Source organism: Streptomyces sp. AM6-12, assembly GCF_044327085.1.
Taxonomy (GTDB): Bacteria; Actinomycetota; Actinomycetes; order Streptomycetales; family Streptomycetaceae; genus Streptomyces.
The window spans coordinates 392,302-405,185 of record NZ_JBIQWN010000001.1; the positions used below are offsets into that span (position 1 = coordinate 392,302).

General features: G+C 73.2%; 10 protein-coding genes and 1 pseudogene. 6 read left to right on the plus strand and 5 right to left on the minus strand.

Annotation, left to right across the window (positions count from 1 at the left end):
- Positions 1–122 precede the first annotated feature (122 nt).
- The 3 genes and pseudogenes from ACE4Q9_RS01665 to ACE4Q9_RS01675 form a co-directional block, all read right to left on the minus strand.
- Positions 123–776, minus strand: a pseudogene (locus ACE4Q9_RS01665) (SDR family NAD(P)-dependent oxidoreductase); the annotation flags it as partial.
- The gene (locus ACE4Q9_RS01670; protein WP_397982387.1) at positions 773–1,702 is read right to left on the minus strand and encodes an alpha/beta fold hydrolase; all 930 of its coding nucleotides are present in this window, start codon (positions 1,700–1,702) and stop codon (positions 773–775) included. The pseudogene ACE4Q9_RS01665 and the gene ACE4Q9_RS01670, both read right to left, overlap by 4 nt.
- Positions 1,699–3,207: a flavin-containing monooxygenase gene (locus tag ACE4Q9_RS01675; protein ID WP_397982388.1), complete on the minus strand. Its 1,509-nt coding sequence runs from the start codon at positions 3,205–3,207 to the stop codon at positions 1,699–1,701. The genes ACE4Q9_RS01670 and ACE4Q9_RS01675 overlap by 4 nt, the downstream gene beginning before the upstream one ends.
- Positions 3,208–3,330: 123 nt before the next feature.
- Between ACE4Q9_RS01675 and ACE4Q9_RS01680 the strand changes: the two genes are divergently transcribed.
- The 3 genes from ACE4Q9_RS01680 (at position 3,331) to ACE4Q9_RS01690 (ending at position 6,546) form a co-directional block, all read left to right on the plus strand.
- A complete protein-coding gene (locus ACE4Q9_RS01680) occupies positions 3,331–4,560 on the plus strand; it encodes a PucR family transcriptional regulator (protein WP_397982389.1) in 1,230 nt (409 codons plus the stop codon).
- Positions 4,561–4,831: 271 nt separating this feature from the next.
- Positions 4,832–5,932, plus strand: coding sequence for a DUF5954 family protein (locus ACE4Q9_RS01685; protein WP_397982390.1), 1,101 nt, complete (start codon positions 4,832–4,834; stop codon positions 5,930–5,932).
- Between the two features lie 203 nt (positions 5,933–6,135).
- Positions 6,136–6,546: a glutaredoxin domain-containing protein gene (locus ACE4Q9_RS01690; RefSeq protein WP_397982391.1), complete on the plus strand. Its 411-nt coding sequence runs from the start codon at positions 6,136–6,138 to the stop codon at positions 6,544–6,546.
- A gap of 83 nt (positions 6,547–6,629) precedes the next feature.
- On the opposite strand, the gene ACE4Q9_RS01695 is transcribed toward ACE4Q9_RS01690, so the two are convergent.
- Together ACE4Q9_RS01695 and ACE4Q9_RS01700 are read right to left on the minus strand one after the other, a co-directional pair.
- Positions 6,630–7,088: a universal stress protein gene (locus ACE4Q9_RS01695; RefSeq protein ID WP_397982392.1), complete on the minus strand. Its 459-nt coding sequence runs from the start codon at positions 7,086–7,088 to the stop codon at positions 6,630–6,632.
- A 65-nt stretch (positions 7,089–7,153) separates the two neighbouring features.
- Positions 7,154–8,230, minus strand: a complete 1,077-nt coding sequence (locus tag ACE4Q9_RS01700) for a lactonase family protein (protein WP_397982393.1) — start codon at positions 8,228–8,230, stop codon at positions 7,154–7,156.
- A 262-nt stretch (positions 8,231–8,492) separates the two neighbouring features.
- Here ACE4Q9_RS01700 and ACE4Q9_RS01705 point away from each other — a divergent pair, with 262 nt between their 5' ends.
- From ACE4Q9_RS01705 to ACE4Q9_RS01715, 3 genes are read left to right on the plus strand one after another with little or no spacing between them, the layout of a single operon-like run.
- Complete coding sequence (locus tag ACE4Q9_RS01705; RefSeq protein WP_397982394.1) at positions 8,493–9,548, plus strand: NAD(P)-dependent alcohol dehydrogenase; 1,056 nt, start codon at positions 8,493–8,495, stop codon at positions 9,546–9,548.
- Between the two features lie 57 nt (positions 9,549–9,605).
- The gene (locus ACE4Q9_RS01710; protein ID WP_397982395.1) at positions 9,606–11,435 is read left to right on the plus strand and encodes a glycoside hydrolase family 15 protein; all 1,830 of its coding nucleotides are present in this window, start codon (positions 9,606–9,608) and stop codon (positions 11,433–11,435) included.
- Complete coding sequence (locus ACE4Q9_RS01715; protein ID WP_397982396.1) at positions 11,432–12,880, plus strand: glucose-6-phosphate dehydrogenase; 1,449 nt, start codon at positions 11,432–11,434, stop codon at positions 12,878–12,880. Before ACE4Q9_RS01710 ends, ACE4Q9_RS01715 begins: the two co-directional genes overlap by 4 nt.
- Positions 12,881–12,884 lie beyond the last annotated feature (4 nt).

The following is a 12,884-nucleotide window of genomic DNA, read 5'->3' on the forward strand; positions in this document are numbered from 1 at the left end:
ACGCGGGAAGGCCCGGACGACGAGGTCAGCGAGGCGGGCGTCGCGGCCCACCATGATGCGCGGGCGGCCGGCCTCCACGCCGTCCACGATGATCGCGGCGGCCTGCCCGGCGGGCATCTTCAGGAGCTTGTCGTTGTAGACGCGGGCGCGGGCGAGCTGCCGGGCGGGGATCTCGATGCCCTGGCCGCGGGCCGCGTCGAGGGCAGCGGTGGCGATGTTGGTCCGGACACCGCCGGGGTGGACGACGCTGACCCGCACGGGGTGCCGTCCGGCGAGCATCTCGGTGCGCAGCGTCTCGGTGAAGCCCCGCACCCCGAACTTGGCGGCGCAGTAAGCGCTGAGCGTGGGTTGCGCCATGATCCCGTTGAGGCTGGAGACGTTGACGACGTGTCCGTCGCCCGAGGCGATCAGGTGGGCAGGAACGCCTTGGTGCCGTGCACCACCCCGAAGAGGTCGACGGCGATCGTACGGTCGTAGACGCTCCAGTCGGTTTCGAGGACGGTGCCGCCGCCTCCGCCGATTCCGGCGTTGTTGTACACCTGGTGCACCACCCCGAAGTGCTCGGCGACGGTGGTGGCGTAACGCTCCACCGCCGGGCGGTCGCCGACGTCGAGCCGCGCGGTGTGCACCTCGGCGCCGAGGCACTCGGCCTGGGCGGCGGTCTCGGCGAGCCCGGTGCCGTCGATGTCGCTGAGGGCGAGCCGCGCGCCGCGGCGGGCGAGTTCGGCCGCGATCGCGCGGCCGATGCCGGAGCCGGCGCCGGTGACGGCACTCATGCGGGCTCCTCGGTCCGGGTGCGGGTGACGGCGGCGCCGTGGGCGCGGGCGAGGTCGGTGGTCAGGGCGACGAGCCGGTCGAGGACTCCGGGGGCGAGGTGGTGGCCCATGCCGGTGATCTCCACGTGCCGGGCGCCGGGGATGGCGGCGGCGGCGCGGCCGCCGCTCGAGTGCACCATGGGGTCCCTGGTGCCGTGGACGACCACGGTGGGGGCGGTGATCCGGCGCAGTTCGGCGGTGCGGTCGCCGGATGCCTGGATGGCGCCGATCTGGCGGGCGACGCCCTGGTGGGCCCGCTGGTCCCGGCCGCGCTGCCACACCGCGCCGGCCCAGGCCCGCTCGCGTGCCTCGTCGGGCGGGAAGACGCGGGAGCCGATGTGGGCGAGCAGCGCCAGGTGCCGGGTCACCGCTTCCTCGGGGGTCCTGGCGGGGCGCTTGGCCATGCGGATCAGGGTGGAGAGCGCGGGTTGGCCGACCTTCCGGCTGCCGGTGGTGGAGAAGATGGAGGTCAGGGTGGCGACCCGGTGCGGGTGCCGGGCCGCGAGGGTCTGCGCGATCACGCCGCCCATCGACATGCCGACCAGGTGGGCCCGTTCGACGCCGAGGTGGTCGAGGAGGTGACGGATGTCCTCGGCCATGTCGGCGAGGTCGTAGGCGTCCGGGCGCGGCCGGGCCAGCGCCTGGCGCAGCAGGCCCGGCGGCGGGGCCTGGACGCGGTCGGAGCGGCCGGTGTCGCGGTTGTCCGGGCGGATCACCCGGAAGCCGCCGCCGGTGAAGGCGTCCACCATCGGCCGTGGCCAGGAGGCGAGGTCGAGGCCGAGCCCGGCGATCAGCAGCAGCGGCACGCCGCCGGCGGGTCCGTCGGCGCGGTGGCACAGGCGCAGGCCCGCCGGGGTGGTGAGGAAGCGGTCCTCGGTGTCGTTCACCGGGCCACCGCCCGGCGTTCGCCGGCGCCGACCCGGCTGAAGCGCAGTTCGGGGTCGGTGACGCTGTCGGACCGCAGCAGTCTGACGTCGTCGCGGTAGCCGGTGGAGGTCAGCCAGGGCATGCGGTCGCCCTGCCGGGGCAGCTGGTCGACGGCGCGCTGGATGTAGCCTGCGCCGAAGTCGAGGAACGGCCGGGTCGGCATGGCGGGGTCGGCGGGTTCGGGGCGGCAGCTGTCGTAGCCGTGCGTGCTCATGTGGGCCAGCAGGCGGCAGAAGTGCTCGCAGAGCAGGCCGACCTTCAGGGTCCAGGAGGAGTTGGTGTAGCCGATGGCGTAGGCGAGGTTGGGGACGCCGGAGAGCATCATGCCCTTGTACGCGATGGTGTCGGGCAGGTGGACCGCGGTGCCGTCGACGGTCATCGGGATGCCGCCGAGCGCCTGTACGTTCAGACCGGTGGCGGTGACGATGATGTCGGCCTCCAGTTCGCGGCCCGACCGCAGCAGGACGCCCCTCTCGGTGAAGGTGCTGATCCGGTCGGTCACGATCGAGGCGCTGCCGTTCCTGATGGCCTGGAAGAGGTCTCCGTCCGGGACCGCGCACAGCCGCTGGTCCCAGGGGTCGTACGGCGGGTTGAAGTGCTCGTCGACAGGGTAGCCCGCGGGCAGTTTCCGGGCGTTGACCCAGCGGATGATCCGGCGCGCCGCCTTCGGGTGCCGCCGGCAGAAGGACCAGACGGCGCTCTGCCGGGCGATGTTCTTGCGCCGGGCGAGCGCGTAGCCGCGCCGGTCGCCGAGGAGTCTGCGCAGTGCGTTGGCGATGGGGTCCTCGCGGGGCACCGGCATGATGTACGACGGGGTGCGCTGGACCATCGTGACCCGTGCGGCGGTGCGGGCCATGGACGGTACGAGGGTGACCGCCGTGGCGCCGCTGCCGATCACCACGACCCGCTTGCCGGCGTAGTCCAGGTCCTCGGGCCACGCTTGCGGGTGCACGACCCGCCCGCGGAAACGTTCCCGCCCCTCGAAGTGCGGGGTGAACCCGGCGTCGTAACGGTAGTAGCCCATTGCGCAGAAGAACCAGCCGCAGGTCAGCGTCGTGCGCTCGCCGGTGTCGGTGCGCTCGATCTCGACCGTCCAGCGCGCCCGTTCGCTCGACCAGGAGGCGCCCAGCACCTTGTGGTGGTAGCGGATGCGGGACTCCAGGCGGTTCTCGCGCACGGTCTCGCGCAGATAGGCGAGGATGCGCGGCGCGTCGGCTATCGACTCCGCGTCCCGCCAGGGCTTGAACTCGTAGCCGAAGGTGTGCAGATCGGAGTCCGACCGGATGCCGGGGTAGCGGAACAGGTCCCAGGTACCGCCGAGACCGGCGCGCGCCTCCAGGATCGCGAAGCTCTTGTCCGGCAGTCCGGTCGTCAGATAATGCCCGGCGCCGATGCCGGAAATCCCGGCGCCGACGATCAGGACGTCCAGGTGTTCGACGGCGGGTGCGTCGGCTTCACAGGACATGGGCGGCTCCCTCACAGCGGCGGTGGATCGCTCCATGGTCGGAACGAACACGGCCGACGCCTAGAGGCAGTTCGCCCCGCGTTCCCCGTCGGCTGGTGCATTCTGCACCACCGTGTTGCCATCATGTCCGTCATGTTATGGACCCCGCCCTCGCCCCGGATCCGGAAGCTGATCCGGCAGGGTGCCGAGATCAGCCTCACCCCCCGGCCCGAGTGGCTGGCCGAGCTGGACGCGGCCACGCTGGCCGGCGAGACGCGCCGGCCGATCGCCGACGATCCGGTGCTGTCGGCCGGCATCCGGCGGGCCAACCGGGCCAATCTGCTGCACTGGGCCGCCGCCAACGTCAACGCGCCGGGCGCGCCCGTGCCCGCCCACGAGAGCGACGTGACCCGCGCCATCGCGCGGGACATCGTGCGCCGTGGGCTGGCCGAGCCCGCGCTCGACTCCTACCGGGCGGGCGAAAGCGTGGCCGTGCGCGTGTGGACGCGCATCGCCTGCTCGCTCACCGGCGACCACGAGGAACTCGCCGAGCTGCTCGACGTGTCCCTGCGCTCCATCTCCGACTACGTCGACCGGACCGTCGCGGTCATGTCCGCGCAGATGAACGCCGAGCTGACCGACCTCACCAGCGGCACCCACGCCGAGCGCCGGGAGACCGTCACGCTGCTCCTGGACGGCGCGCCCATGACCCGCCGGCGTGCCGAGGCCCGCCTCGGCTATCCACTGGACGCCACCCACACCGCCGCCGTCGTCTGGACCGACGCGCCCGAGGCGGAGCTGCGCCGACTCGACCGTGCCGCCGACCTGCTGGCCGCCGCCGCGGGCTCCGCCCATCTGCTCAGCGTCATGGCGAGCGACGCCACCCGCTGGGTGTGGCTCACCGGACGGCCGGACACCGCACGGGTACGGGCCGGGCTCGACCGGCTGCCGGCCGTGCGGGTCGCACTCGGCTCACCGGCCCACGGCATCGACGGCTTCCGCCGCAGCCACCTCGACGCCCTCACCACCCAGCGGATGCTCGCCCGGCTGGCCTCCGCGCAGCGGCTCGCCTCCCACGACGAGGTGGAGCTCGTCGCCCTGCTCTCCCAGGACCTCGAACGCGCCGACCGCTTCGTCCAGCGCACCCTCGGCGCCCTGGAGCACGCCCCGGACGACCTCACCGACGCGGTCCGCGCCTACCTGGCCGAACAGTGCAACGCCTCGCGGGCCGCCGCCCGGCTGTTCACCCACCGCAACACCCTGCTGCGCCGCCTCAACCGCGCCGATCGGCTACTCCCCCGCCCCCTCGCGGAGCTCCCGCTGGACGTCGCCGCGGCCCTGGAGATCCGGCACTGGCGCGGCTCCGCCGGATAGTACGGGGGTGTCGGCAGGAGCGCGGGTCTGGTAGTTCTGACGGACGGTCCCGAGGGGCCTGCCTGCATGCTGGGTTTGCGGGTTTATTGGGGCCGTCGGGGCTGCCTGGCCTTTCGGCAGGGACGTTCCCGCAGGTCCTTGCGGCGCGACCGGGCCCACCGTCAAGTCACCGGCGCCCTCCGCTGCCACGGATGGCTGGTTTTCCGTACGGGAAGCGGTATTTCACCAAAAACCGCACTGGGCGCATCTCGCGGTCGGCAGGATGGAGGGCATGGACCTTGGGAATGTCAGACCGGACGGGGTCCGGCCGGTGGTCGTGCGCGTTCCGGTGGAGCCGGTCGAGGCCGCCATGGAGGCCGACGCCCTCGAAGCCGTATTCAGCGCCGGCGAAGTGGCCGTGCGCGGACCGCTGTTCGGGGTGGTCGAGCAGCGGCCCGAGGACGGACCGCGCTGGCGTGCGGTGACCTCGATCGCGTCCCCTTTCCCGCAGTTGTCGCGCGACAGCCTGAACTCGCTTCTGTGGTTCCGCGCGAAGGACGAGGCCAAGAACAAGGCGGAGCGGCGTGCCCTGCTCGCGGCGGTCGCCCGGCTGGAGACCGAGCCCGTCGACGAACTCACCGTGCTGGACACCCGTTACCGGATCGTCCGCGCCGAGGAGTGGGCCGGCACCGGCGCGGACGGTATCGAACTGCCGCGTCCGACCGATCCGGAGCCCGTCTCCCCCGACTGGAGCCCCGGCAACCGGGAGCCGGAGGTCGACGCCGGCCTGGTCCTGGACCCGGACGCGCCGCTCACCCCGGCGCAGGCCACCGAGCGGCTGGCGCTCCGCGACTTCGTCTACGCCGGCTCGCGCTTCCCCGACTTCGTGATCCGCGAGTCCCGCCGGGCCCGCGCCACCCATCCGGACGTCGTCCTGCTGCCGGCCACGTTCACGGTCGCGGAGCGCAACGGCAAGGCCTGGGAACCGGTGAGCCGCCCGCACACCACCACGCTCGGCGCCCGCAAGGCGCTGGACTTCCGCCTCACATGGCTCGAACCGCGTACCCGCGGCCTGATCGAGGTGGAGGACGGCCACCTCGTGACCGCCCGCACGGTGGTGGCCGAGGACCCCGGCGCCGATCCCGTGCTGGTCGCGTTCGCCGAGGCCTCCGACCGGCTGCGCTCCGGCCGCGTCAACCAGCTGGAGGTCCTCGGCACCACGTACCGGATCATCCGCACCCGCCGCATGCTGCGCTGGGGCCCCGACGGCCCGGAGGGCCCACGCCCGTCCGACACCAGCGATTACGGCCCCGAACGCATCCACCCCCGGATGGACGAGGACGGCGTCGTCCATTACGACGAAGAGTCCAGCGAGGAGTCGGAGGACGACTGACGGCAGCGGGGCCGGGTGCGGGCCTCGACCCCACCACCCCGTCGGCGCCGAGGAGTTGGAGCGGACGCAGCGTCCGGCCGAGGAAGAGACAGCCAGGAGTGGCGACGCCTGGCTCACTCCCGCCCCGTGGCGACCGCCTGGAGCGCTCCGTCCCCGCACGGATAACCTCCCTCATCATGAGGCGCCCTTGAACCCTGCCGATCATGCTGGTGCTCTGCGGCTCCGCCGTGGCGACGGAACTGTTCCGGTCGGGCCACCCCGGCGCGGGCGCGGCCTCCGTGGCGGTTTTCGTGCTGCTCGCCGCCGTCAACTCACCCTTGATCCACCCGCGTTCGGTCAGCGCCTCGGAGGCCCTGCGCCGCAGCGAGGCCGACGGCAGGCCCGTGGTCTACTGGCGGCCGGGCTGCGCGTACTGCCTTCGCCTGCGCCTGCGTCTGGGCCGTAGTGCCCGCCGACTGCACTGGGTCGACATCTGGCGCGACCCCGACGGCGCGGCGGTGGTGCGGGCGGCCACCGGGGGCGACGAGACCGTGCCGACCGTGGTCGTGGCGGGCCGGCCGCACGTCAACCCCGACCCCGCGTGGGTGCGTGACCAGCTCTCTCCCTCCGCGTGACGCGAGGGCGGCCAGGGCCCTGGTCTCTTCGCGGGCGAGGTCGTCGTCCTGTCCGCCGGGCCGGGCGCCCCGGCCGCCGCGCCTCAGTCCTCCTGTCCCCGGAGGACGAGGACCGGGCAGTGGGCGTGCTGGACGCAGTGCTGGGCGACCGAGCCGAGGAGCAGGCCCTTGAATCCGCCGAGGCCACGGCTGCCGACCACGAGCAGCGCGGCGCCGCGGGAGGCCTCCAGGAGGACGCTGGCGGGGGTGCCGTAGCGCGCCACCGTGCTGACCTGCACCGCGGGGTGGGCCGCGACGGCTTCCTCCACCACGGAGGTGACCTCACTCTGCGCCCGTGCCTCCAGCGCGGCCTCGTCGGAGCTGGAGGGCGGCATCCAGCCGAGGGCACCGTGGAACTGCGGGACGTCCCAGGCGATCACCGCCTCCACCCAGCCGCCGGTGAGTTCCGCCTGGCGCACCGCCCAGTTCAGGGCCTGCTTGGAGCCCTCCGAGCCGTCCACCCCGACCACGACGCGTTCTCTCTCGCTCTGCCGCTCCGCCATCCTCGTCCCTCGTCCTTTCCTCGGCCTTGTCCTCGTCTTTGTCTTCGTCCTCGTGTGAGGCGCCCTCAGCCGAATGCGACGCTGCTGGCGGCGGGCACGGTCAGCGATCCGGCAGGCCGGGGAATGCCCGTCGCGTGGTCGACGTCGAGCCAGGTCACCTCGCCCGAGCGCTCGTTGGCCGCGTACAGCCGCCGGCCCGCCGGATCGAGCACCAGATCGCGCGGCCGGCGGCCACCGCAGGGCACGGCAGTGACCGGCTCCGCCCGCTCCCCGGACGCGTCGAGCGCGAGGACGACCACGGTGTCGGGGCCGCGCACCGCCGTCCACAGATACCGGCCGTCCGGTGCCACCACCGGGGCCGACGGCTGCGCCTGGCCGTCAGCGCCGTCCGGGCTGTCCGGGCTGTCCGGGCTGTCCGGGAGCAGCGAGGTCTCGCCGATCGCGCGCAGCACCCCCGCGGCGGCGTCCCAGCGGCACACGGTCACCGTCGGACGGAGTTCGCCGAGGACGTAGGCGTGGTCTCCGGACGGGTGGAAGGCGAGATGGCGGGGTCCGGTGCCCGGCGGCAGGGCGGTCGCGCCGTGCGGGCGCATTGCGCCCGTGCGCTCGTCCAGTGAGCACACCTGCACGGAGTCGGTGCCGAGGTCCACGGCGAGCACCCAGCGTCCCGACGGGTCGGGGACGACCTGGTGGGCGTGCGGGGAGCGCTGGCGTTCCGGGTCCGGTCCCGAGCCCTCGTGGTGCAGCACCGCGCTCGGCGGCAGCGGCAGGCCCTCGGCCGTCAGCGGCAGCACGCTGACGCTGCCCGAGCCGTAGTTGGCGGTCAGCAGATGGCCCTGGGCCAGGGCGAGATGGGTCGGTTCGTCCCCGCCGACCGGCACGGGCTCGCCGAGTGGCCGGGGCACCGCCCCACTGGCGTCGTAGGCGGCCACCACACCCGCCACCGTCTCCGAGACCGCGTAGAGGACGGGGCCCGCCTCGCCGTGCCCGACGGCGAGGTACGAGGGGTCGGGCACGGACCGTACGGCGCCCGTCCGGGTCAGCGCGCCGGTGCGCGGGTCGATGTCGGCCACGACGATCCCCGGTCCGCCCGCCGACGTGAACGATCCGATGAAGGCGCGCCCTGCGGCACTGCCGGACATGAACCCTCCGCCCTCCGCCCCGCGCGCAGCACGACGGAGTCACCACGATGCGGGCGCCCCGCCGGAGCGCGGCGGATTCGCCGTGCGACATGGCCCCGCTTTCACCGGAACGCATCAACGCTTCTGCGGCCGCCGCGCGCTCCCCAGGGCCCCATGTGAGACGGTGATCACGGTGTGCGAGGCATGCCACAGGCCGCCGCGAACGGTTCCGTACGGCGGCCGGTGGCGCGGTGTCGGTCGTCCGACAGGAGGGCGCAGGCCGGTGAAGGCATTCGTGATGAAGGAGATCGGGAGCGTCGGCTTCATGGACAAGCCGCTTCCCGAACCGGGTCCCGCCGACGCCGTGGTGCGCACGACCAAGGCGCTGATCTGCACCTCCGACACGCACACCGTGCGGGGCGGCATCGGGCCGCGTAAGGACCTCACCCTCGGTCACGAGGGCGTCGGCGTCGTGCACGCCGTGGGCAGCGAGGTCAGGGACTTCCGGCCCGGCGACCGGGTGGTGGTCGGCGCGATCACCCCCGACTGGGGCGACCTCGCCGCGCAGAACGGCTACCCCTCGCAGTCGGGCGGCCCGCTGGGCGGCTTCAAGTTCGCCAACCTCAAGGACGGCGTGTTCGCCGAGTACTTCCACGTGAACGACGCGGACGCCAACATGGCGCGGATTCCCGACGGCATCCCGGACGACGTGGCGGTCTACTGCGCCGACATGCTGTCCACCGGCTTCATGGGCGCCGAGCACGGTGACATCCCGATCGGCGGCACCGTCGCGGTGCTGGCGCAGGGCCCGGTCGGGCTGATGGCCACGGCGGGGGCGCGGCTGCGGGGCGCGGGCCTGGTCATCGGCGTGGAGTCGGTGCCCAGCCGGCAGGAACTCGCCCGGTTCTACGGCGCGGACGTGATCGTGGACTTCGGCCGGGAGGACGTGGTCGAGCGAATCGCCGAACTGACCGGCGGGCAGGGCGTGGACACCGCCATCGAGGCGCTCGGCGCGGACGTGACCTTCCGGACCGCGGTCAAGGTCACCAAGCCGGGCGGCACCATCTCCGTCATCGGCTATTTCGGCGAGGGCGAGTTCGTGCACATCCCGCGCGTCGACTGGGGTGTCGGCATGGCGGACAAGACGATCGCGACCGGCCTGTGTCCCGGCGGGCGGCTACGCATGGAGCGGCTGCTGCGGGTGCTGGAGAACAAACGCGTCGACCCGACCCGGCTGACCACCCACCGCTTCCCCTTCCGCGAGATGGAGCGGGCCTTCGAGGTGTCGGACAGGAAGCTGGAGGACACCGTGAAGGTGCTGGTCGGCTTCGACGAGTGACGCGCCCCGGTCCCGCAGCACGGTCCGACTCACCGAAGGTCCACGAAGCGAGGCCGCATGTACGATCCCGATCCGCCCTTCCGGGCCGTCCGCAGGAGGGACGGCTACCTCCCGCTGGAGGATCTCGGCCTGATCGGCGACGGCACCACGGCGGCGCTGGTCGGCCTGGACGGCTCGATCCCCTGGATGTGCCTGCCCCGCTTCGACTCGGACGCGGTCTTCTGCTCTCTGCTGGACCACGCGCGCGGCGGCCACTTCACGGTGGCGCCGGAGGATCTGGTCGAGGCGCGCCAGCGCTATCAGCCCGACACGGGTGTGCTGGTCACCGAACTGCGCTCGCGCACCGGGCTGGTGCGTCTGACCGACGCGCTCGCCCTGAGGGCCGGCGCCGACCTCACCGAGGACATGCCGGCCGGGCGGGCCGAACTCGTGCGCTTGGCGGTGGTCCTGGACGGGCACGTACGGCTGCGGGCCGAGCTGGAGCCGCGCGGCGGTGGGCAGGCACAGGCGCTGTTCAGCGGGCTCGAAGTGCGGCCCCACCGGCAGCCGGGCCAGCGTCTGCACCTGCGCTCCAACCGTCCGCTGACCGGTCTGCGCAGCGTCCACGAGCTGCGGCAGGGCGACCGGCTGGACCTGGTGCTGTCCTGGGGGCGCTTCCACCGGCACCACCGTTTCGACACCGACGCCATGCTGAAGGGCACCGCCGACGCCTGGCACCGCTGGATGCGGCACTGCGACTACGCCGGCCCCGAGGCGGCCCTGGTCAGGCGGGCCGCGCTGACGCTGAAGATGTGCGACGACTGGGCCTGCGGCTCACTGGTGGCCGCCCCGACCTCCTCGCTGCCCGCGCCGATCGGCGGCATCCGCAACTGGGACTACCGCTACGCCTGGATCCGGGACGCGGCGTACGCCGTGTTCGCGCTGCGCCGTATCGGCTTCGACGGCGAGGCGGACTCGTTCCTCGGCTGGGTCCTCGACGCCTTCGAGAACAGCCGGCAGCCGCGCATCATGTACACGCTCCAGGGTGACATGGTGCCGGACGAGGTGACGGACGGTGAGTTGGCGGGCTATCGCGGCTCGGCCCCGGTGCGCTGGGGCAACGGCGCGACCGACCAGCGCCAGCACGACGTGTACGGCGAGATCCTCGACTGCGCCGACCAGTGGCTGCTGTCGGGCGGGGAGGTGCAGCCGGCGCTGTGGGCGGGCCTGGCCGGACTCGCCGACGCGGCGGAGCGCGCCTGGTGCCATCCCGACCAGGGGATCTGGGAAGTGCGCAGCGAGGGAAGGGCGTTCACGTACTCGGCCGGGATGTGCCAGGTCGCCCTGGACCGGGCGGTGCGCATCGGGGAGCGGCACCGGCTGCCCGGCCGGATCGGGCAGTGGCGGGCGGCGGCCGAGCGGGTGCGGCAGGTCATCCTGAAGGAGTCCTGGGACGAGGAGTCGCGGACCCTGAGCGCCCATCTGTCCGGCGGTGGTGTCCTCGACGCGAGTTTGCTGGCGCTGCCGCTGCGCGAGGTCGTACCGGCCGGTCATCCGCGGATGGTGGCCACGGCGGCGGCCGTCGCCGAACGGCTGTCGGCCGGGGGCGGGCTGCTGTACCGCTATCTGCACGACGAGGCCCCGGACGGACTGGCCGGGGACGAGGGCGCGTTCGTGCTGTGCAGCTTTTGGCTGGTCGACAACCTGGTCGGGCAAGGGCGCCTGGAGGAGGCCGGGGAGCTGTACGCGTCCCTGTGCGCGCGGGCCAGCACGGTCGGCCTGCTGTCGGAGCAGATCCATCCCACCACAGGAGAGTTCATGGGCAACTTCCCCCAGGCGTTCAGCCATATCGGTGTCATCGCGAGCGGCGTGAACCTCCAGCGCGCGAGGGCGGCGAGCCGGCGATGATCGGGCGGCTGGTCGTCCTGGGGGCGACGGGGGACCTCAGCGGGCGGTTCCTCATGCCGGCCCTCGCCGCCCTGCACGCCGCGGGCCATCTGGGCGAGGGGTTCCGGCTGACCGGGGCGAGCCGCGAGGAGCTGACCACGGAGGAGTTCCGGGAGTGGATCAACGACTGGCTCGGCCGGCAGGCCGCCGATGTCCCGGCCGCCGCCCGGCGGGCAGTGGTGGCGTCGGCGGACTACCAGCGGGCCGATGTCACCGATCAGGAGGACGTGCGGGCGCTCATCGGCGGCGACGAGCCGGTGGCGCTGTACCTGGCGCTGCCGCCCTCGCTCTTTCCACAGGTGGTCTCCGCGCTGCGCTCGGCGGGCCTGCCGGCCGGGAGCAGGGTCGTGCTGGAGAAGCCGTTCGGGGAGGACCTGGACAGCGCGCGCGAGTTGAACGCGCGCCTGGCCGAACTGGTGCCGGAGCAGGCGGTGTTCCGGGTGGATCACTTCCTGGCCATGACGACGGTGCAGAACGTGCTGGGCAGCAGGCTCGCCAACCGGGTGCTGGAACCCCTGTGGAACAGCACCCACATCGCCGAGGTGGAGATCGTCTGGGACGAGAGCCTCGCGCTGGAGGGCCGGGCCGGTTACTACGACCGTGTCGGCGCCCTGAAGGACATGGTGCAGAATCACCTCCTCCAGGTGCTCTGCCTCGTCGCCATGGAGCCGCCGGTCACCCTCGGCGAACGGGATCTGCGGGACCGCAAGGTGGACGTGCTGCGCTCGGTGCGGATGCCGACCGAGTACGACGTGGTGCACCGCACCCGCCGCGCCCGCTACTCGGCGGGCCGGATCGACGGCCGCGAGGTGCCGTCGTACGCCGACGAGGAGGGCGTGGACCCCGCACGCGGCACCGAGACCTTCGCCGAGGTGGAGCTGGAACTGGACAGCTGGCGTTGGGCGGGTACGACGTTCCGGCTGCGCAGCGGCAAGGGGCTGCGGGCGGACCGCAAGGAGGTCGCGGTGCGGTTCCGGCCCGTGCCGCATCTGCCGTTCGGGCACACCGGGGAGGTGGCGCCCAATGTGCTGCGCTTCGGCCTGGAGCCGGAGGGGCTGACCCTGGATCTGATGGGCACGGGCGCGCGGTCCGGGCATCTCACCGAGCTGGAGCTGTTTGCCGAGCTGGAGCCCGCCGAACTGCCCGCCTACGGGCGGCTGTTGCTGGACGTGCTGCGGGGCGATCCCGCCCTGTCGATCCGCGGCGACGAGGCGGAGCAGGCGTGGCGGGTGCTCACCCCGGTGCTCACGGCCTGGGAGCGGGGCCTCGTCCCCCTGGAGGAGTACCCGGCGGGCTCGGACGGCCCGGCGCCCCGGCACCCCTACGGCCCCGGCCCGCTGACCAGGGACGCGCTGCTGCACGAGGAGACGGTCCTGGGTACGGCGGCCGACGAGAGCCGGTCGTGAGGAG